Source organism: Variovorax sp. 278MFTsu5.1 (assembly GCF_048305045.1).
Lineage (GTDB): Bacteria > Pseudomonadota > Gammaproteobacteria > Burkholderiales > Burkholderiaceae_C > Variovorax > Variovorax guangxiensis.
This window is the reverse complement of sequence record NZ_CP157622.1, coordinates 4,499,593-4,518,858: the sequence shown is the minus strand read 5'-3', so window position 1 is coordinate 4,518,858 and position 19,266 is coordinate 4,499,593. Positions and strand designations below refer to the sequence as shown.

The following is a 19,266-nucleotide window of genomic DNA, read 5'->3' as shown; positions in this document are numbered from 1 at the left end:
GGGTCTCCGGTAAGGGGAAAGGGAGGGCCGCTACTCGCGGCGTGCGATGAGATCGCTGAAGAGCCTATGTTCGCATTCCGGGTCGGAGCATTTCTCGCAAGGCCACGACCAGGAGGCGGGTTTCGCGTCGGACCTGGCGCGCGTGCGCGGCCGGCCCTCGTTGCCTGCGATGGAAACGATGGCGTTCCACGCGTTGGCAAGCCGCTCGCCGCCGCTGCCATGCACCACGGCATACGAGAGCTTCGCGCCCGCGAGCGCGGCGCGCACCAGCGTGTCGGTCGGCTGCTGCGCATGCGGGCCGTCGCGCATGTCGTCGGCCACCCAGGGCAGGTCGAGCGCGGTCAGCAGCGTGATGGCGTAGCGCCGCTGGGCGGCCAGCGCACTGTCGTAGAGGGAGGTGTCCGCGAAGAGCTGCTCGCTGTAGACGGCCGTCATGAGCGCGGTGGTGTCGGCCACCACCACGCCGGTGGCGGCTGCGAGCGCTATGCGGCGGGTCTGCTCGTCGGCGATGGCCTGCTGCTCGTCGGGGCGCGGTGTGCGGCCTTCGCGCTCGCACCATTCGCGCAGGTACTCGCTCACCAGGGTGGTCGGTACGCCGCGGTCCTGCAGGCGCTGCGCGATGGCGCGGGCCAGCTCGGTCTTGCCGGTGCTTTCGGCCCCCACGAGGGCGATGACGCAGCCCGTCGGCAGCACGGGGGTCATGCGCGCACGGCCGCTGCGGCGCTGGACGGCATGCGCTGGCGCCAGGCAAGGTAGCCGGCCACGCTGAGCACGGCGAACACCGCATACAGGCCCACCGTGAGCCACAGGCCCTTGTGGATGAAGAGGCCCACGCTCACCACGTTCACCGCCAGCCAGATCAGCCAGTTCTCGATGAACTTGCGCCCGAGCAGGAACTGCCCGACCAGGCTCAGGCCGGTGGCGAAGCCGTCCCACCAGGGCACGTCGGTGTCGGTGAAGCGGCGCAGGAAGAGAGCGACCGCCGGCCATGCCAGAGCGCAGGCGAGCAGCGTGAGCGCGATGCCGCGCGATGAAAGGCGGCTGACGCGCAGCGCGCTGCCGTCGGCGCGATGGCCGCGCAGCCATTGCGCCCATCCCCATAGGGCGACGAGCGCGAAGAAGACCTGCAGCGAGGCGTCGCCATAGATGCGCGCCTTGGCGAACACCGCTACGTAGAGCACCGAGCTGACGATGGCCAGCGGCCATCCCCAGTGGATCTCGCGCATGTTGCAGCCCACCATGGCGAGCGCCAGCGTCGACGCGACGAGCTCGAGCCAGCTCACGGGAGAGCCCCAGAGCATGAACGCGGGGGCCGAGAGAAGCTCGGTCATCGGCTCTGAGGCGAAGAAAGAAGAGGAAAGGGAGAGGGGAAAGAATGGCCGAGGTCAGTGCGCAATTTGCACGAAGACCTCGTTCGGCTTGACCATGCCGAGTTCCGCGCGCGCGCGCTCCTCGACCATCTCCAGCCCGTCCTTGAGGTCGTTGACCTCGGAGCTCAGGCGCTCGTTGTTCAGCGCGGCCTTGGCGTTGGCTTCCTTCTGGTCGGCCAGCTTGGTCCGCAGCTGGGCCACGTCGCGCACGCTGCCGCGCCCGTTCCACAGCTGCCACTGCAGGATGGCCAGCAGGAGCAGCAGGACGATCGGTGGAACGAGGCGGGCGCGCATGCCGCGTGGCGTCCGGCGTTACTTCAGGTTGTAGAACGCGCCGCGGCCGGGGTACACGGCGATGTCGCCCAGGTCTTCCTCGATGCGCAGCAGCTGGTTGTACTTGGCGATGCGGTCCGAGCGCGAGAGCGAGCCGGTCTTGATCTGGCCGGCGTTGGTGCCCACGGCGATGTCGGCGATGGTGCTGTCTTCCGTTTCGCCCGAGCGGTGCGAGATCACGGCGGTGTAACCCGCGCGCTTGGCCATCTCGATGGCGGCGAAGGTCTCGGTCAGCGTGCCGATCTGGTTGATCTTGATCAGGATCGAGTTGGCGATGCCCTTCTCGATGCCTTCCTGCAGGATCTTGGTGTTGGTGACGAAAAGGTCGTCGCCCACCAGCTGCACGCGCTTGCCCAGGCGTTCGGTGAGCAGCTTCCAGCCGTCCCAGTCGCCTTCGTGCATGCCGTCCTCGATGCTGATGATCGGGTACTTGTCGACCCAGGTCGCGAGCATGTCGGTCCAGCTCTCGGCCGTGAGCGACAGGTTCTCGCCCGACAACACGTACTTGCCGTCCTTGTAGAACTCGCTGGCCGCGCAGTCCAGGCCCAGGGCGATCTGTTCGCCGGCGGTGTAGCCGGCCTTGTCGATGGCTTCCAGGATCAGCTGGATGGCTGCTTCGTGGCTCTCGACGCTGGGAGCGAAGCCGCCTTCGTCGCCCACCGCCGTGCTGATGCCGCGGTCGCCCAGGATCTTCTTCAGTGCGTGGAACACTTCGGCGCCATAGCGCACGGCCTCGCGGAAGCTCTTGGCGCCCACGGGGATGATCATGAATTCCTGCAGGTCGAGGCTGTTGTTGGCGTGCGCGCCGCCGTTGATGACGTTCATCATCGGCACCGGCAGCTGCATGCCGCCCATGCCGCCGAAGTAGCGGTACAGCGGCAGGCCCGATTCTTCTGCCGCGGCGCGGGCCACGGCCATCGAGACGGCGAGGGTGGCGTTTGCGCCCAGGCGGCCCTTGTTGTCCGTGCCGTCGAGGTCGATCATCGTGCGGTCGAGGAAGGCCTGTTCGCTGGCGTCCAGGCCGAGCACGGCTTCCGAGATCTCGGTGTTGATGTTCTCGACGGCCTTCAGCACGCCCTTGCCGAGATAGCGGCTCTTGTCGCCGTCGCGCAGCTCGATGGCTTCGCGCGAGCCGGTCGATGCGCCCGAGGGCACGGCCGCGCGGCCCATGGTGCCCGATTCGAGCAGCACGTCGCATTCGACGGTGGGGTTGCCTCGGCTGTCGAGAATTTCGCGGCCGACGATGTCAACGATTGCACTCATCTTCTGTCTTTCTCTTTCTGGTCTCTTTGGGCGGATGAATAGATGGGGGAACGGGGCAGGAGATCAGAGGCCCTCGACGGCGATCATGTTCATGATCGCGGCGCCGGCACGCGCCTCGCGCGCCTTGAGGTACTCGGGCGTCTCGTAGAAGGCCTTCGCCTTCTCGAAGCTGGGGAACTTGAGGATGACGATGCGCGTGGGCTTCCAGTCGCCCTCCAGTGGCTGCACCTGGCCGCCGCGCACGCACACCTCGGCGCCGTGCGCCTGCATGGCGACGGTCGACCACTTCTTGTATTCCTCGTACTGCGTCGGGTTGCTCACCTCGACGTGGGCGATGACGTAGCCGCTGCTCATGCAACCGCCTTCAGCGTCTTGTTGGTGCTGCCCGAACCCTTTTCCTTGTGCTCGAGCGCGGCCTTGATGAAGGCGTTGAAGAGCGGGTGGCCGCCCCACGGAGTCGACTTGAACTCGGGGTGGAACTGCACGCCCATGAACCACGGGTGCACGTCCTGCGGCAGCTCGACGATTTCGGTCAGGTGCTCGCGCTGGGTGAGGGCGGAGATCACGAGGCCGGCCTTGCGCAGCTCGTCGAGGTAGTTCACGTTGGCTTCGTAGCGGTGGCGGTGGCGTTCAGTGACCACGTCGCCGTAGATGCTGTGGGCCAGCGTGCCCGGCGCCACGTCGGAGCTCTGCGCGCCCAGGCGCATGGTGCCGCCGAGGTCGGACTTCTCGTCGCGGATCTTCACGGTGCCGTCGGCGTCCTTCCACTCGGTGATCAGCGCGATCACGGGGGTGGGCGTCTCGGGGTCGAACTCGGTGCTGTTGGCGTTCTTCAGGCCGGCCACGTGGCGGGCGTATTCGATGGTGGCCACCTGCATGCCCAGGCAGATGCCGAGGTAGGGCACCTTGCCCTCGCGGGCGAAGCGCGCGGCCGAGATCTTGCCTTCCACGCCGCGCTGGCCGAAGCCGCCGGGCACCAGGATGGCGTCGTACTTGGCCAGGCGCGAGACGTCCTGCGGCGAGATGGTCTCGGAGTCGATGTAGTCGATCTTCACGCGGGCATGGTTCTTCATGCCGGCATGGCGCAGCGCCTCGTTGAGCGACTTGTAGCTGTCCGACAGGTCGACGTACTTGCCGACCATGGCGATCGAGACTTCCTTCTGCGGATGCTCGACCTCGTAGACCAGCTCGTCCCAGCGCTGCAGCTTGGCGGGCGGGGTGTTGATGCGCAGCTTGTCGCAGATCAGGCCGTCCAGGCCCTGCTCGTGCAGCATGCGGGGCACCTTGTAGATCGTGTCCACGTCCCACATGGAGATCACGCCCCATTCGGGCACGTTCGAGAACAGCGAGATCTTGGCGCGCTCGTCGTCGGGGATGCGGCGGTCGGCGCGGCACAGCAGGGCGTCGGCCTGGATGCCGATCTCGCGCAGCTTCTGCGCCGTATGCTGGGTGGGCTTGGTCTTGAGCTCGCCGGCGGCGGCGATCCAGGGCACGTAGCTCAGGTGCACGAAGGCCGAGTTGTTCGGGCCCATGCGCAGGCTCATCTGGCGCACGGCCTCCAGGAAGGGCAGCGACTCGATGTCGCCCACGGTGCCGCCGATCTCGACGATGGCCACGTCCACCTCGTGCGCCGTGCCGATGCCGGCGCCGCGCTTGATGTATTCCTGGATCTCGTTGGTGATGTGCGGGATCACCTGTACCGTCTTGCCGAGGTAGTCGCCGCGGCGTTCCTTCTCGAGCACGGTCTTGTAGATCTGGCCGGTCGTGAAGTTGTTGGCCTTGCGCATCCGCGTGTTGATGAAGCGCTCGTAGTGCCCGAGGTCGAGGTCGGTCTCCGCGCCGTCATCGGTGACGAACACTTCACCATGCTGGAAGGGCGACATCGTGCCGGGGTCGACATTGATGTACGGATCGAGCTTGATGAGGGTGACTTGGAGGCCGCGCGATTCGAGGATCGCGGCGAGCGAGGCGGAGGCGATTCCCTTGCCAAGGGAAGAAACGACACCACCGGTGACGAAGACAAATTTGGTCATGCCAGTTCCGGACGCTGTGAATCCGGGCAGTGGGAAATTGCGATTATAGGTGTGCCCTTCGCGACACCTTTCGAGAAGGGCATCTTTCGTGGGGGCCGCCGCGCACGGCCGCCCGAAGCGGCCGGCCCGCCCCCGGTCGGGGGGAGGCGAAGACACGAAGTGCGAAGCCTGGGGGTGAGCAACAATACAGCCCATGCAAGACCTCGCCGGCAAACACATCGTCCTGGGCCTCACCGGAGGCATCGCCTGCTACAAGTCGGCCGAGCTGTGCCGGCTGTTCGTCAAGGCGGGGGCGACCGTCCAGGTCGTCATGACCGAGGCGGCGGAGCAGTTCATCACCCCCGTGACCATGCAGGCGCTCTCGGGGCGCACCGTCTACACCTCCCAGTGGGACACGCGCGAGCCCAACAACATGCCGCACATCAACCTCAGCCGCGAGGCCGATGCGATCGTGCTGGCCCCCTGCAGCGCCGACTTCATCGCCCGGCTGGTGCAAGGCCGCTCCGACGACCTGCTGAGCCTGATGTGCCTGGCTCGCCCGATGGACCGCATCCCGCTGCTGATCGCCCCGGCCATGAACCGCGAGATGTGGGCCCATCCGGCCACGCAGCGCAACCTCATGCAGGTTGCGGCCGACGGCGCGACGGTGCTGGGCGTGGGCAACGGCTGGCAGGCCTGCGGCGAGACCGGCGACGGCCGCATGCTGGAACCGGCGCAGCTGCTGGAAGATGTCACCGCCTTCTTCAGCCCCAAGCTGCTGGCGGGGCAGAAGGTGCTGGTCACGGCCGGCCCGACCTTCGAGGCGCTGGACCCGATCCGCGGCATCACCAACCATTCGTCCGGCAAGATGGGCTTCGCCATTGCCCGGGCTGCCCGCGAGGCAGGCGCCGAGGTCACGCTGGTGGCCGGGCCGGTGCACCTGCTCACGCCGCGCGGCGTGACGCGCGTCGACGTGCTCTCGGCGCAGGACATGCTCGAAGCGACCACCCGTGCGGCCCAGAGTGCTAGCATTTTCGTAGCTACGGCAGCCGTCGCAGACTGGCGGCCGGCCACCCAGAGCAACCAGAAGATCAAGAAGGACGGCAGCGGCAGGACGCCGGTGTTGAACTTCACCGAAAACCCGGACATCCTCCTTTCCGTCGCGAAGAGCGAGCGGGCGCAGTCGAAGAAGCTCTTCTGCGTGGGCTTCGCCGCCGAGAGCGAGAACCTCGCCGAACACGCCAAGGCCAAGCGCGAGCGCAAGGGCATCCCGCTGCTGGTGGGCAACATCGGCCCGCTGACCTTCGGCCAGGACGACAACGCGCTGCTGCTGGTGGACGCAAACGGCGTGCGCGAGCTCCCGCGCGCCCCCAAGCTCACGCTGGCGCGCGAGCTCATGACCGAGATCGCAGCGCGTCTTCCCGACTGGAGGGTCTGATGAATCCCCAATGGAACACACCGCCGAATGGCGATTTCGCCCGCTATGTGGAGCGGCTGTCCGCGCAGGCGGCGCTGCCGAAGCGGACCGCCGCAGCGCCCGGCGAGCACGGGTTGGACATCGGCATGACGCCGACCTCCGGTCCGCAGGCGCAGGGGCCCGTCACCGCCGCGATGCAGCGCGCCGAGCTCCCCAACGGCGAAGTGCCCAGGAAGCAGCCTGGCTCCTTCGATCCGGCGCTGCTCAAGGTGCTGGGCATCTTCGGCGCGGTGGCGTTCCTCGTGCTCTGGGCTGCGGGCGTGCCGTTCGGCGTGCTGATCGTCCTGGCGGCGCTGGCCGCCTGGTTCGGAAGGAAATTGAAGGGCCTGAAGCTCACACCCGGTGTCGCCAAGTGGCAGCAGGTGCTGGAAGAAGCGGCCCGAAAGCAAAGAGAACAGCAACAGAAGCAAGGCAATAACTAGTGAAAGTCGACGTCCGCATCCTCGATCCGCGCATGGTGGATCAATTGCCCGCATACGCCACCCCCGGAAGCGCCGGCCTCGACCTGCGAGCCTGCCTCGATGCCCCCATCACGCTGGAGCCCAACGGCTGGCAGCTGGTGGGCACCGGCATCGCCATCCATCTGGCCGACCCGGCCTATGCGGCGCTGATCCTTCCGCGCTCGGGGCTGGGCCACAAGCACGGCATCGTGCTGGGCAACCTCGTCGGCCTGATCGACAGCGACTACCAGGGCGAGCTGAAGATCAGCGCCTGGAACCGCAGCGACACGCCCTTCGTGCTGAACCCGATGGAGCGGCTGGCGCAGCTGGTGATCGTGCCAGTGGTGCAGGCGCAGTTTCGAGTGGTCACAGAATTTGCACCCACGCAACGAGGCGAGGGCGGCTACGGCTCTACCGGCAAACATTGAGCGAATCCTGAAGATCGGCTGAGTGTCCGGGCGGTAAAGAGCGGAACCGGCAGGGGCCGTACGGCCTCGAAGGTTTCAGTGTGTGAACGGCGTCATCGCGGCCGATGCTGCGGCGTTAGTCAGGCACACGCAGGGTGCATGCATTCATCATCCTTGCATCGTTCTTTCCGAGGAGCCTCCAACATGAAGATCTCAATGCGCTTTGTTTCCGTCACCGCTTCCGTGCTGGCCGTGGCCACGCTCACGGCATGCGTGGCACCGGCGCCGGTCTACCAGACCTCGCGCTATCCCTACCAGGCGCCTCCGCAGGCCATTCCCTACCAGGAAGCTTCCTATGTCGAGTACGGCCACGTGGCCAACATCGAGGTGCTGCGCAGCGAAACCGCCGGCACCGGCACCACGGGCGGCGGTGCCGTCGCCGGTGGCGTCATCGGCGGCGTGGTGGGCAACCAGTTCGGCCGGGGCAATGGCCGCGCCGCGGCGACCGCGCTGGGCATCGTGGGCGGCGCCCTGCTGGGCAACACCATCGAGGCGCAGCAGAACGGTCCGCGCGTCTACGAGATGTACCGCGTCTCGGTGCAGACCGACCGCGGCGGCTATCGCGCCTTCGATGTGCAGAGCCCCGGCGACCTGCGCATCGGCGACCGCGTGCGCATCGACAACGGTCAGATCTCGCGGATGTAAGCCGCGCTTGTTTTAGACGTGAAAAAGCCGGGCATCGCCCGGCTTTTTTCGTATGCGCAGCCTCCGGCCGGATTCGGCGCGTCAGTGCAGCGTCTGGTTGCCCGGCGCCATCGGCGCAATCTTGAAGAAGCCCGTGCCCGCCGTGCCGCGTCCCACTTCTTCCTCGGTGGCCTCGCGCACGGAACGCACGGTGATGTCGAGCCGGATCGCGATGCCCGCCAGCGGATGGTTGCCGTCGAGCACCAGGTGGTCGGGATAGATCTCGGCCACGGTGTAGATCGTGTCCTTCGGAATGTCGGCATTCACGCCCTTGGGCAGTGCGGAGCCGTCGAAGGTCATGCCTTCCTCGGTGCCTTCGGGGAAGAGCGAGCGGGGCTCCAGGAAGAGCAACTGGTCGTTGAAGTCGCCGAAGCCCTGTTCGGGCTCGATCTGCAGTTGCACCCGGGCGCCGGGTTCATGGCCCTGCAGGGCCGCTTCGATCACGTCGAAGAGATCGTCGCCGCCGACCAGGAATTCGACAGGCTCGTCGAGCACATCAAGCACGTCGCCGAGCGTGTCTTTCATCGTCCAGGTCAGGCCGACCACGCATTGTTCAGAGATTTCCATTGCAGAATTCTCCCATGGAGATCAACAAACCGCTGCCCCTGCTGGGCGGCCTGAGCGCCGCGCAGTTCATGCGGCGGCATTGGCAGAAAAAACCCTTGCTCGTGCGGCAGGCTATACCCGCGATGGTGCCACCGATCGAGCGTTCCGAGTTGTTCGCCCTGGCCGAGCGTGAGGACGTCGAATCGCGCCTCATCCGCCACGGCAAGGCCGGCTGGTCGCTCAAGCACGGCCCCCTTGCCCGCCGCGCCCTGCCGTCGCTGAAGCAGCCGGCATGGACGCTGCTGGTGCAGGGCGTCGACCTGCACCACGAGGGCGTGCACGAGCTGATGCGGCAGTTCCGCTTCCTGCCCGACGCGCGCCTCGACGACCTCATGATCAGCTACGCGAGCGATACCGGTGGCGTCGGCGCGCACTTCGACAGCTACGACGTGTTCCTGCTGCAGGCGCACGGGCGCCGGCGCTGGTCCATCGGCAAGCAGAGCGACCTGCGGCTGCAGCAGGGCCTGCCGCTGAAGATCCTCGAGAACTTCGAGCCCGAGCAGAGCTTCGTGCTCGAGCCCGGCGACATGCTCTACCTGCCTCCGCGATACGCCCACGACGGCGTGGCCGTGGGCGGCGACTGCATGACGTATTCCATCGGCCTGCGCTCGTCGGCCCTGGGCGAGTTGGGTGCCGACCTGCTGGCGCGTATGGCGCAGGCCTATGCGGAAGACCTGGAAGACGCGGGCCCGGCCGAACTCGCGCGGTACCGCGATCCGACGCAGCCCGCCGTCGATGCGCCCGCCGCGATGCCCGCGGCCCTGCAGGGTTTCGCGCGCAAGGCCATCGAGGCGGCGCTGCGCGATGCCGATGCCATCGACCGTGCCCTTGGCGAGTCGCTCACCGAGCCCAAGGCGAATGTCTGGTTCGATGAAAGCGGTGAGGCGCCGGCGGCCATGCAGCACGTGAAGCTCGACCGCCGCACGCGCATGCTCTACGACGCGCGGCACATCTACATCAACGGCGAGAGCTTTCGCGCGGGCGGCGCCGATGCGACGCTGATGCGCAAGCTGGCCGACCGCCGCGAGCTCGGTGCGCGCGAACTCTCGCGAGCGAGCGAAGGCGCTCTTGCGCTGCTGGGCGAGTGGTGCGAAGCAGGGTGGCTCCATGCCGGATGAAGCGCCCGGCCCGTCATTGCCCGAGGGCCGCTTCGATGGCCGGGAGGCCTTCGACGTGCTCCTGCGCAACGCACTCTCGGCCGCGGCGCGCGAAGGCTGGAAGGAGGTCGTCTTCAGCGACCCCGATTTCGCCGACTGGCCCCTCGGCGAGCGCGCGGTCATCGAGGCATTGCAGGCCTGGGCCGCGAGCGGCCGCCGCCTGATGCTGCTCGCGCAGCGCTACGACATTCTCGAACGCGGCCATGCGCGCTTCGTCGCATGGCGCCGCATGTGGGACCACATCATCGAATGCAGGGCCGCAGGCAAGGCATCGGGCATGGAAGTGCCGAGCGCCATCTGGACGCCCTCATGGTTCGCGCATCGAATCGACCCAGAACGAAGCAGGGGCGTGAGCGGCGCAGACGCACGCGCGCGCAGCGAATTGCGCGAGGCCATCGAAGAGTGCTGGCGCATGGGCCGGCCCGCGTTTCCGGCATCGACACTCGGCTTGTAAGCCAATGCCGCGAATGCGGCCGCGAGACATATTCAGGCGGATATGCGGGTCTAGAATTTTTTCGTTCCAGACCTTCATTGCCTAAGGAGATTCCATGAAGAAGTCATCGTCCGTCCTGATCGCCTCTCTGATTGCCGCTGCCGCGCTCGTCGCCTGCGGCAAGAAGGAGGATGCAGCGCCGGCTGTCGTGACGCCGCCTCCTGCGCCCGTGACTGAACCCGCACCCGCGCCCGCTGCTCCCGCTCCCGCGCCATCGGCCGATCCGGGCGCATCGTCCTCGTCGTCGACCGCGCCTTCTTCGGGCTCGCAGTCGGCGCTCGATGCCGCGAACGCAGCCACCGAGGCCGCGAAGAAGAATGAAGCGCCGAAGCAGTAAGCAGCAAGGACTGCATCAGCCATGAAAAAGCCGCCATGAGGCGGCTTTTTTTTCTTAGGAGAGCGTGAGGGCCCTGGCGCTCAGACGTCGAGCCAGGGCGAGCCTGCGCTGGCCGTGGCCGTCAGCATCTCCGACTCGTTGCCGCCCAGCGCTTCGGCCATGAGGCGCCGCACGATCTCGGGCCGGTTGTTCTGCTCGCTCAGGTGCGCCGCGACCACATGCCGCAGGCCATCATGCAGCAGCGCGCGTGCGATCTCGGCCGCGGCGGTGTTCGACAGGTGCCCGTAGTTGCCGCCCACGCGGTGCTTGAGGAAGGGCGGGTAGCTCGAGTTCGCGAGCAGCTCGCTGTCATGGTTGAACTCCAGCAGCAGCGAATGCACGCCGGCCAGCCGGGTCAGCACGTGCGTCGTTGCATGGCCCAGGTCGGTCAGCACGCCCAGCGTGCGGTTGCCGTCTGTACAGCGCAATTGCAGCGGTTCGCGCGCATCGTGCGGAACGGTGAAGGGCTGCACGCAGAGGTCGCCGACAGTGAACTCGGCGTCGTCGCGCGCGAGGTTCAGCAGTCCCTCGAAATCGCGCCCGCCGGTCGCGAGCCAGGTGCCTTCGCTCATCCAGACGGGAATGCGGTTGCGCCGCGACAGCGAATGGGCGCAGCCGATGTGGTCGCCGTGCTCGTGTGTCACGAAGACCGCATCGATGTCGCTGGCTGCAAGGCCCGCCTGGGCCAGGCGCAGGTCGAGCTGCTTGAGGCCGAAGCCGCAGTCGACGAGGAGGCGGGAGGTGCGGCCGGCGCTGGTCGTCTCGACCAGCGCGGCGTTGCCCGTGCTGCCGCTGCCGAGGCTTCGGAAGCGGAGCATGCGGGTTATCTCAGGTCGTCTGCGATGACCTTGACGATGCGCTCGGCGTTGACCGAGGTCTCGGGAGCGCCGGCTTCGTTGAGCACCGACACGGTGGTGGATTCGCCCTGGCCCTTGACCGAGATGCGGAACTTCGCGGGCGCTTCGGTCTTGCTCGAACCGCCGAACAGCTTGCCGAAGAAGCCGGGCTCCTTCTTGTCGGGATTCGGCGGCACGTAGCGCACGAAGTAGACGCCGGCGCTGCGGTCGCGGTCTTCCACGGTGAAGCCGGTGCGATCGAGCGCGAGGCCGACGCGGCGCCATGCGCGGTCGAAGCCTTCGCTGATCTGCACGACCGGCTGGTTGCCGACCTTGGCGATGGTGGCGGTCTTGGGCGTCGCGGTGGTCGCGGCCAGGATCTTCGACTGCTCCTGCGACACGCCGAGCTTGACCATCAGGCGGCGCAGGAATTCGGTCTCGAGCTCAGGATCGCTGGGGCGCGGCTGCCACACGGTCTGGTCCTGGCGGGAGTTGTTGTAGACCTCCTGCATGCCGCGATGGCTGATGAAGATCTCGGTGCCGGTGGTGGTGCGCTCCAGGCGGGTGCGGAAGCGGTCGAGCTCGCCGGTGGAGTAGACCGAGTCGACCAGCTTGCCCAGCGTGCCGCGGATGATGTCCTGCGGCAGCTTGGCGCGGTTCTCGGCCCAGTCGGTTTCCATGATGCCCAGGTTGCGCTGGTCGGTGGTCAGCAGGAAGCCGTTTTCCTGCCAGAAGTCCTTCACCGGGTCCCAGAGCTGGTCGGGCGTGCGATTGACCACGATCCAGCGCTGCGTGCCCGAGCGCTCCATGCGCACGTCGCCGATGTTGGCCACCGCGGTGGGGACGCCGGGCGCGTTGGCAATGCCTGCCTGGTACGAGTTTGCGCTCACGGCGCCGCCGGGGATGGCGTAGCGGTTGTCGCGCGAAAGCTGGGAGAGATCGGGCGGGACTTCGAGCGTCGGGGCCTTGCCTGCGCTCTTGTAGTCGATCTTGTCGCTCTCGAGGACGGAGCAGGCGGCGAGGCTGGCAACGAGGGCCAGCAGTGCAAGTCGCGAAAGGTTCTTCAACGTCGTCTTCCTTGTTGGAATGGTTCGGTCAATCTAGGGGCCGCAGTGCCCGCCGCCATCTCTGAGCGCGGTTCGGGCAAAAGGTTGCTTAACCTTGCTGTGGCCAGGGGAAAGGCAGGTCCGGGACGTGCTGGAGAGGAGTGCTCAGCCCTTCAGCAGGCCGGTGGCGCGCAGGGCGCCTTCGACCGCGGGGCGGCTCGCTTCGCCGAGTTCGGTGAGCGGCAGGCGCAGCGCGCCGCCACACAGGCCGAGCCGTGCCATCGCCCACTTCAGCGGGATCGGGTTCGGCTCGACGAACAGGTTGCGGTGCAGCGGCATGAGCTCGAACTGGATCTGCATGGCGCGCTTCACGTCGCCCGCCAGCGCGGCGACGCACAGCTCGTGCATCTTGCGCGGCGCGATGTTGGCCGTGACGCTGATGTTGCCCTGGCCGCCGCAGAGCATGAGCGCGACCGCGGTCGGGTCGTCGCCGGAATAGACGGCGAAGTTCTTCGGCACTTCGCGGATGAGCCACTGGGCCCGCTCGATGTTGCCGGTGGCTTCCTTGATGCCGATGATGCCGGGCACCTGCGCCAGGCGCAGCACGGTGTCGTGCGCCATATCGGCGACAGTGCGGCCGGGCACGTTGTACAGCACGATGGGCAGGTCGCCCACGGCCTCGGCGATGGCCTTGAAGTGCTGGTACTGGCCCTCTTGCGTGGGCTTGTTGTAGTAGGGCACGACCTGGAGCTGCGAGTCGGCGCCCACGCCCTTGGCGAACTTGGCGAGCTCGATGGCTTCCTTGGTGGAGTTCGCGCCGCAGCCGGCCATCACGGGCACGCGGCCCTTGGCCTGCTCGACCGAGACGCGGATGATTTCGCAGTGCTCCTCGACATCGACCGTCGGCGATTCGCCGGTGGTGCCGACCACGCCCAGGCAGTCGGTGCCTTCTTCGATGTGCCAGTCGATGAGTCGCCGCAGGGCGGGGTAGTCGACACTGCCGTCGTCGTGCATCGGCGTGACGAGCGCGACGATGCTGCCTGTCAGTTGCTCCAAGGGGAATCTCTTTGTCGGTGGACGAAAGCGCCGATTCTACTTACTCCGGCGCCCCGCCAGACAGCGGCCCCGGGCCCCTTAGTTTCCCTTAAGGAAGCGGCGCGCCGGCAGACCGGAATCGGCCGCGGGCGGGCGAACGGCCGCGATGCGCTGCACGAAGCGCTCCGGCTGCGCGATGAACCCGTCCTCGTAGGCCACCACGCTCAGTCCGGCGCAGGCCGTCAGCAGTTCGCCCGGCTGCAGCAGGAAGTCGGGCCGCGAGGGCTTGCCGACGGTTTCGTTGCCCGTGGCGAAGGTCTCGTAGAGCAGCACGCCGCCCGGCGCCACAGCGGCAACGATGTCGGCCATGCGCGGGCGCCAGAGGTAGTTGGTGACGACCACGGCACCGAAGGCCCGGCCGGAGAAGGGCCAGGAGCCGGATTCGATGTCGGCCTCGATCACCTTGCCGAACGTGCTTGCCGCCTCGACAGCCTCGGGAGAGCGGTCGACGCCGGTGACCGCGTGCCCGCGTCCGGCGAACCACTTCATGTGCCGCCCGGCGCCGCAGGCCACGTCCAGCACCGACGCGCCGGTCGCAAGCAGGTGCGACCACCGGGCAATCCATTCGGAAGGTGCTCCCAGGCCGTGCACTGGCGCTATTTCTTTCATAGCAATGAGGCTCAGAAGCAGGACCAGATCTGGTCGACCAGCGTCACCAGGAAGTCCGGATGCACGTACAGCGCGAACACGCCGCCCAGCACCGCCAGCGCGGCGGCCAGCCAGCCGGCGTGGACGATGTGATGGCGCATCCGGGTAGTCATGGCCCTGTTTACACGCAAACCGGCTGCGGATCAGCCCGCGGCGCCCACCGGCTGCGGACCGCGCGGAATGGCGCTTTCCTTCACCGGCAGGTTGACCACCGCGGCGAACACGCCCAGCGCGATCGCGATGTACCAGACGATGTCGTAGCTGCCCGTGGTGTCGTACAGGTAGCCCCCGAGCCACACGCCCAGGAAGGAGCCGACCTGGTGGCTCAGGAACACGAAGCCGCTGAGCATCGAAAGATGCGCCACGCCGAAGATGCCCGCCACGATGGCGTTGGTGGCCGGCACCGTGGACAGCCACAGGAAGCCCATCGCCGCGGAGAAGAAGTACACGCTCATCGGCGAGATCGGCGCCATCAGGAAGAGCGCGATCGACACTGCCCGCGCGAAGTAGATGGCCGCCAGGATCTTCCGCTTGGCCAGCTTCTGCCCCAGCAGCCCCACCGTGTAGGTGCCGAACACATTGAACAGGCCGATCAGCGCCAGCGCGTAGCCCGCCACCTCGGCCGGCAGGCTGCGGTCGCGCAGGTAGGTCGGCATGTGGATGCCGATGAAGGCCAGCTGGAAGCCGCAGACGAAGTAGCCCGCCATCAGCAGGCCGAAGCTCGGGTAGCGGAAGGCCTCGCCCACCGCCTGCATCACCGACTGCTCGCGGTGGCCGGCCAGCGCCGCCGTCTTCGGCTCGCGCAGCCCGAAGGCCAGGGGAACGATCACCAGCGCCAGTACCGCCACCACCGCGAGCGCGGTCTGCCAGCCCAGGCTGCCGATCAGCCGGCCCTCGATGGGTGCCATCAGGAACTGCCCGAACGACCCGGCCGCCGCCGCCACGCCCATCGCCCAGGAGCGCCGTTCGGCCGGAATCTGCCGCCCGATCACGCCGTAGATCACCGCGTAGGTGGAGCCCGCCTGCGCCGCGCCGATCAGGATGCCCGCGCTCAGCGTGAAGAGCAGCGGCGTCGGCGAATGCGCCATGCCGAACAGCCCCAGCGCATAGAGGAGCGAGCCGCCGATCAGCACCCGGAACGCGCCGAACCTATCGGCCAGCATGCCCGCGAACACGCCGAAGATGCCCCAGGAGAGGTTCTGCACCGCCAGCGCGAACGAGAAGGTCTGCCGGCTCCAGTCCTGCGCCTGCGTGATCGGCTGGAGCCACAGGCCGAAGCCGTGGCGTATGCCCATCGACAGCGTGACGATCATCGCCCCGCAGAAAAGTACTTGCTTGACCGAGAGGGCGGGGGCGGCTGGGGATTGCATGACTTCGAATGTAACTATTCGCCTGCTCCAGCAGGTGGCACGCCGGCCAAAGCCATTGATGATTTATCGGGCGCATTTCGATGCGGTGGACGCATCAAAGCCGCTGCTGTATGGGCATCCAGTTGTTTGAGCGGCGACTGACTACAATCCGCCCCCATGGCGACTCCCCCCAAGACTTCCCCCAGCTCATCGTCCGCCTCCTCCGGCTATTCGGAAGGCTCCATCCGCGTGCTCAAGGGCCTCGAGCCCGTCAAGCAGCGCCCGGGCATGTACACCCGCACCGACAACCCGCTGCACATCATCCAGGAAGTGCTCGACAACGCCGCCGACGAGGCGCTCGCGGGCCACGGCAAGAAGATCAAGGTCACGCTGCACACCGACGGCTCGGTCAGTGTTGAAGACGATGGCCGGGGCATCCCCTTCGGCCTGCATCCGGAAGAGAAGGCGCCCGTGGTCGAACTGGTCTACACCCGGCTGCATGCCGGCGGCAAGTTCGACAAGGGCTCGGGCGGCGCCTACAGCTTCTCGGGCGGCCTGCACGGCGTGGGCGTGTCGGTGACCAATGCGCTGTCGAAGCGGCTCGAAGTGGCCACGCACCGCGAGGGCTCGGTCGCGAAGCTGGCCTTCAGCGGCGGCGACGTGATCGAGGCGCTGGAGGTCCGCAAGCTCGAATCCGGCGAGCGCAAGCAGGGCACCACGGTTCGCGCCTGGCCCGACGCCAAGTACTTCGAGACCGCCGCACTGCCCATGGGCGAACTCACCCACCTGCTGCGCAGCAAGGCCGTGCTGATGCCCGGCGTGAGCGTCACGCTCGTCAACGAGAAGACCAAGGAAACGCAGCAGTGGCTCTACAAGGGCGGCCTGAGCGACTACCTGATGCAGACGCTCAGCAGCGACCCGGTCATTCCGCTGTTCGAAGGCAGCGGCCATGCCGACAAGAACGCCGACAACTTTGCCGAAGGCGAGGGTGCCGACTGGGCCGTCGCCTTCACCGAGGAAGGCCAGCCGGTGCGCGAGAGCTACGTCAACCTGATTCCCACCAGCGCCGGCGGCACGCACGAAAGCGGCCTGCGCGACGGCCTGTTCAATGCGGTGAAGAGCTTCATCGAGTTGCACTCGCTGCTGCCCAAGGGCGTGAAGCTGCTGCCCGAGGACGTGTTCGCGCGCGCCTCGTACGTGCTGAGCGCCAAGGTGCTCGACCCGCAGTTCCAGGGCCAGATCAAGGAGCGCCTGAATTCGCGCGACGCGGTGCGCCTTGTGTCCAGCTTCGTGCGCCCCGCGCTGGAACTGTGGCTCAACCAGCACGTCGACTACGGCCGCAAGCTGGCCGAACTGGCCATCAAGGCGGCCCAGACCCGCCAGCGCGCCGGCCAGAAGGTCGAGAAGCGCAAGGGTTCCGGTGTGGCCGTGTTGCCCGGCAAGCTGACCGATTGCGAGAGCAAGGACACCAGCCACAACGAAGTCTTCCTGGTGGAGGGCGATTCCGCCGGCGGCAGCGCCAAGATGGGCCGCGACAAGGAAAGCCAAGCCATCCTGCCGCTGCGCGGCAAGGTGCTCAACACCTGGGAGGTGGAGCGCGACCGGCTCTTCGCCAACACCGAAATCCACGACATCTCGGTCGCCATCGGGGTCGACCCGCACGGCCCCGGCGATTCGCCCGACCTCAGCGGCCTGCGCTACGGCAAGATCTGCATCCTGAGCGACGCCGACGTGGACGGCTCCCACATCCAGGTGCTGCTGCTCACGCTTTTCTTCCGGCACTTTCCGAAACTCATCGAAGCCGGCCATGTGTATGTCGCGAAGCCGCCATTGTTCCGGGTCGATGCCCCCGCGCGCGGCAAGAAACCGGCCTCCAAGGTCTATGCTCTGGACGAAGGCGAACTGACCGCCACGCTCGACAAGCTCCGCAAGGACGGCGTGCGCGAGGGCGCCTGGAGCATCAGCCGCTTCAAGGGCCTGGGCGAAATGAGCGCGGAACAATTGTGGGAAACCACGCTCAATCCTGACACCCGGCGCCTGATGCAGGTCCAATTGGGCCGCTTCGATTTCACGTCCACCCAGGGCGAAATCACCAAGCTGATGGGCAAGGGCGAAGCGGCGGCGCGGCGCGAGCTCATGGAGTTGCGCGCCGATGACGTCGATATCGACGTCTGATTCCGGTCGAGACATCTCTCCTTCTCACGACAGGGCATGAACGGGCACAAGATCATTTGCGGTTCGCTGGCAGGGGCTTGCGTTGTGGGCGCGATCGCCATGCTGGCGCGCGCCCGGCCGGAGATCGCGCCGCCGGACATGTTCTTTGCCGGCCTGTTCTTGCTCTTCGTGTTCGTGTTTATCTGGGCGGGCTGGTGGGACGAGGCGGTCAACGACAACGCCGAGCCCAGCCTGGCGGAACGGACCGTCGCCACCACGTGGCTCTGGGTGCGCCGCATTCTTTGCTGGAGTGCCGCACTGGTCTTACTGGGGCTGGCCGTGTCGATGTTCTTCAACGGCGTCGCACTCGAGCGCCTACCCGTCTTCCTCTTCTTTCTTGCATTGGGCGGCGTGTCGTTCTGGGTCGGGCTGAAGGGTGGCGGCCGCGCTCGAAGCATGAGCGACGACGCCGCAGTCCACGCCGAGCGCCGCAAGCGCTACGGCTGGTGGTTCTGAAGGCAGGGCCCGCATCGCCATGAAACGCTGGTTCCGCCCATTCATGCTGTGTGCAGCGCTCGTGCTGTCGCAGCAGGCCGCACACGCCACCGACATCTACGGCTATATCGACGCCAAGGGCAACGCGCACTTCGCCTCCGAGAAGCTCGACGAGCGCTACCAGATCTTCTTCCGCGGCGGCCAGAGCTTCGACACCGCCAACGGCATCGCCCCGCTGGGCCGCGGCGTGGGCAAGCTCGACGGCAAGGTGCCGCCGGCCTCGCAGAGCCTGCTGGCGATGTTCGAGGCCTCGCCCAGCTACAAGACCGCCAAGTCGGCGCTGCGCGACGCGGCGAGCAAGCACGCGATCGACTACGAACTGCTGCAGGCACTGGTCGCCACCGAGTCGGGCTTCGATGCGCAGGCCGTTTCGCCCAAGGGCGCGATGGGTCTGATGCAGCTGATGCCCGCTACCGCGCAGCGCTATGGCGTGTCGGCGGACAAGCGCGCGACCATCGAGAAGAAGCTGTTCGACCCGCGCATCAACATCGCCGCCGGCTCGCGCTACCTGCGGGACCTGATCGCGATGTTCCCGGGGCAGATCGAGCTCGCGCTGGCCGCCTACAACGCCGGCGAGGGCGCGGTGCAGCGCGCGGGCAACAAGATCCCGAACTACAAGGAAACGCAGAACTACGTGCAGACTGTGCTGCAGCTGTACGCGTACCTCAAGCCTTCGGTGGCTTCGGGCGGTGGGAGCGGCGCCGTGCGCGGTGGCAAGACGCCGGGGCGCATCCGCATGGAGCTGACCGTGCCGCAGGGCGGCGCGCTCGGCCGCGGCAACATGCCGTCGGACGCGCCGCGCAACATGCCGGCCATGCCCGACATCCCCGAGCCATCGGCGGTGCCCACGGGCGCGGCCGATGCGCCGCCGGGCACGCCGGTGTCCTGATCGACCGGAGGAGGGA

General features: G+C 67.2%; 23 protein-coding genes. 10 read left to right on the top strand and 13 right to left on the bottom strand.

Annotation, left to right across the window (positions count from 1 at the left end):
- Window positions 1–30: 30 nt before the first annotated feature.
- The 6 genes from ABL844_RS20960 to ABL844_RS20935 all read right to left on the bottom strand — a co-directional run bounded on the left by ABL844_RS20960 (window position 31) and on the right by ABL844_RS20935 (window position 4,999).
- Entirely contained in the window at window positions 31–702 is a 672-nt protein-coding gene (locus ABL844_RS20960) for an AAA family ATPase (RefSeq protein ID WP_184641303.1), read from the bottom strand.
- Window positions 699–1,331 carry a nicotinamide riboside transporter PnuC gene (gene pnuC / locus ABL844_RS20955; RefSeq protein WP_184641302.1) on the bottom strand — a complete coding sequence of 211 codons (633 nt, stop codon included), beginning with the start codon at window positions 1,329–1,331 and terminating at the stop codon, window positions 699–701. Before pnuC ends, ABL844_RS20960 begins: the two co-directional genes overlap by 4 nt.
- 54 nt (window positions 1,332–1,385) lie before the next feature.
- Window positions 1,386–1,664, bottom strand: a complete 279-nt coding sequence (ftsB, locus tag ABL844_RS20950; protein WP_093203189.1) for a cell division protein FtsB — start codon at window positions 1,662–1,664, stop codon at window positions 1,386–1,388.
- An 18-nt stretch (window positions 1,665–1,682) separates the two neighbouring features.
- Entirely contained in the window at window positions 1,683–2,966 is a 1,284-nt protein-coding gene (gene eno / locus ABL844_RS20945) for a phosphopyruvate hydratase (RefSeq protein WP_019655973.1), read from the bottom strand.
- A 63-nt stretch (window positions 2,967–3,029) separates the two neighbouring features.
- Window positions 3,030–3,320: a DUF1330 domain-containing protein gene (locus ABL844_RS20940; protein ID WP_369661624.1), complete on the bottom strand. Its 291-nt coding sequence runs from the start codon at window positions 3,318–3,320 to the stop codon at window positions 3,030–3,032.
- Window positions 3,317–4,999 carry a CTP synthase gene (locus ABL844_RS20935; RefSeq protein WP_184641301.1) on the bottom strand — a complete coding sequence of 561 codons (1,683 nt, stop codon included), beginning with the start codon at window positions 4,997–4,999 and terminating at the stop codon, window positions 3,317–3,319. Before ABL844_RS20935 ends, ABL844_RS20940 begins: the two co-directional genes overlap by 4 nt.
- Window positions 5,000–5,192: 193 nt before the next feature.
- Between ABL844_RS20935 and coaBC the strand changes: the two genes are divergently transcribed.
- From coaBC to ABL844_RS20915, 4 genes are all read left to right on the top strand, one after another.
- Window positions 5,193–6,416 carry a bifunctional phosphopantothenoylcysteine decarboxylase/phosphopantothenate--cysteine ligase CoaBC gene (gene coaBC / locus ABL844_RS20930; RefSeq protein WP_418128786.1) on the top strand — a complete coding sequence of 408 codons (1,224 nt, stop codon included), beginning with the start codon at window positions 5,193–5,195 and terminating at the stop codon, window positions 6,414–6,416.
- Window positions 6,416–6,877, top strand: coding sequence for a hypothetical protein (locus ABL844_RS20925; RefSeq protein WP_369661626.1), 462 nt, complete (start codon window positions 6,416–6,418; stop codon window positions 6,875–6,877). Before coaBC ends, ABL844_RS20925 begins: the two co-directional genes overlap by 1 nt.
- On the top strand, window positions 6,877–7,323 hold the full coding sequence (gene dut / locus ABL844_RS20920; RefSeq protein ID WP_019655978.1) for a dUTP diphosphatase: 447 nt from the start codon (window positions 6,877–6,879) through the stop codon (window positions 7,321–7,323). Before ABL844_RS20925 ends, dut begins: the two co-directional genes overlap by 1 nt.
- A 183-nt stretch (window positions 7,324–7,506) precedes the next feature.
- On the top strand, window positions 7,507–8,007 hold the full coding sequence (locus ABL844_RS20915) for a glycine zipper 2TM domain-containing protein (RefSeq protein ID WP_126021744.1): 501 nt from the start codon (window positions 7,507–7,509) through the stop codon (window positions 8,005–8,007).
- An 81-nt stretch (window positions 8,008–8,088) separates the two neighbouring features.
- Here ABL844_RS20915 and ABL844_RS20910 read toward each other — a convergent pair whose 3' ends face one another.
- Window positions 8,089–8,613: an FKBP-type peptidyl-prolyl cis-trans isomerase gene (locus tag ABL844_RS20910; protein ID WP_126021745.1), complete on the bottom strand. Its 525-nt coding sequence runs from the start codon at window positions 8,611–8,613 to the stop codon at window positions 8,089–8,091.
- 14 nt (window positions 8,614–8,627) lie between these two features.
- Between ABL844_RS20910 and ABL844_RS20905 the strand changes: the two genes are divergently transcribed.
- The 3 genes from ABL844_RS20905 to ABL844_RS20895 all read left to right on the top strand — a co-directional run bounded on the left by ABL844_RS20905 (window position 8,628) and on the right by ABL844_RS20895 (window position 10,639).
- Window positions 8,628–9,770 carry a JmjC domain-containing protein gene (locus ABL844_RS20905; RefSeq protein ID WP_418117048.1) on the top strand — a complete coding sequence of 381 codons (1,143 nt, stop codon included), beginning with the start codon at window positions 8,628–8,630 and terminating at the stop codon, window positions 9,768–9,770.
- Window positions 9,760–10,263: a hypothetical protein gene (locus ABL844_RS20900; RefSeq protein ID WP_418128785.1), complete on the top strand. Its 504-nt coding sequence runs from the start codon at window positions 9,760–9,762 to the stop codon at window positions 10,261–10,263. Before ABL844_RS20905 ends, ABL844_RS20900 begins: the two co-directional genes overlap by 11 nt.
- 94 nt (window positions 10,264–10,357) lie before the next feature.
- The gene (locus ABL844_RS20895; RefSeq protein WP_019655983.1) at window positions 10,358–10,639 is read left to right on the top strand and encodes a hypothetical protein; all 282 of its coding nucleotides are present in this window, start codon (window positions 10,358–10,360) and stop codon (window positions 10,637–10,639) included.
- A gap of 80 nt (window positions 10,640–10,719) precedes the next feature.
- Here ABL844_RS20895 and ABL844_RS20890 read toward each other — a convergent pair whose 3' ends face one another.
- The 6 genes from ABL844_RS20890 to ABL844_RS20865 form a co-directional block, all read right to left on the bottom strand.
- Window positions 10,720–11,496, bottom strand: a complete 777-nt coding sequence (locus tag ABL844_RS20890) for an MBL fold metallo-hydrolase (RefSeq protein ID WP_418128784.1) — start codon at window positions 11,494–11,496, stop codon at window positions 10,720–10,722.
- A 5-nt stretch (window positions 11,497–11,501) separates the two neighbouring features.
- The gene (bamC, locus tag ABL844_RS20885) at window positions 11,502–12,581 is read right to left on the bottom strand and encodes an outer membrane protein assembly factor BamC (protein WP_418128782.1); all 1,080 of its coding nucleotides are present in this window, start codon (window positions 12,579–12,581) and stop codon (window positions 11,502–11,504) included.
- 144 nt (window positions 12,582–12,725) lie between these two features.
- Window positions 12,726–13,574: a 4-hydroxy-tetrahydrodipicolinate synthase gene (gene dapA / locus ABL844_RS20880; protein WP_240650633.1), complete on the bottom strand. Its 849-nt coding sequence runs from the start codon at window positions 13,572–13,574 to the stop codon at window positions 12,726–12,728.
- A 120-nt stretch (window positions 13,575–13,694) separates the two neighbouring features.
- Window positions 13,695–14,264 (bottom strand): class I SAM-dependent methyltransferase, encoded by a 570-nt coding sequence (locus ABL844_RS20875; protein ID WP_418121583.1) that lies wholly within the window; start codon window positions 14,262–14,264, stop codon window positions 13,695–13,697.
- Between the two features lie 11 nt (window positions 14,265–14,275).
- Window positions 14,276–14,416, bottom strand: coding sequence for a hypothetical protein (locus ABL844_RS20870; protein ID WP_369661632.1), 141 nt, complete (start codon window positions 14,414–14,416; stop codon window positions 14,276–14,278).
- Between the two features lie 30 nt (window positions 14,417–14,446).
- A complete protein-coding gene (locus ABL844_RS20865; RefSeq protein ID WP_126021752.1) occupies window positions 14,447–15,673 on the bottom strand; it encodes an MFS transporter in 1,227 nt (408 codons plus the stop codon).
- A 156-nt stretch (window positions 15,674–15,829) separates the two neighbouring features.
- Between ABL844_RS20865 and ABL844_RS20860 the strand changes: the two genes are divergently transcribed.
- The 3 genes from ABL844_RS20860 to ABL844_RS20850 are packed head-to-tail and all read left to right on the top strand — an operon-like array spanning window position 15,830 to window position 19,250.
- Entirely contained in the window at window positions 15,830–17,827 is a 1,998-nt protein-coding gene (locus ABL844_RS20860; protein ID WP_126021753.1) for a DNA topoisomerase IV subunit B, read from the top strand.
- A gap of 36 nt (window positions 17,828–17,863) precedes the next feature.
- A complete protein-coding gene (locus ABL844_RS20855; protein WP_418128781.1) occupies window positions 17,864–18,322 on the top strand; it encodes a hypothetical protein in 459 nt (152 codons plus the stop codon).
- Between the two features lie 19 nt (window positions 18,323–18,341).
- Window positions 18,342–19,250 (top strand): lytic transglycosylase domain-containing protein, encoded by a 909-nt coding sequence (locus tag ABL844_RS20850; protein WP_418128779.1) that lies wholly within the window; start codon window positions 18,342–18,344, stop codon window positions 19,248–19,250.
- Window positions 19,251–19,266: the final 16 nt, after the last annotated feature.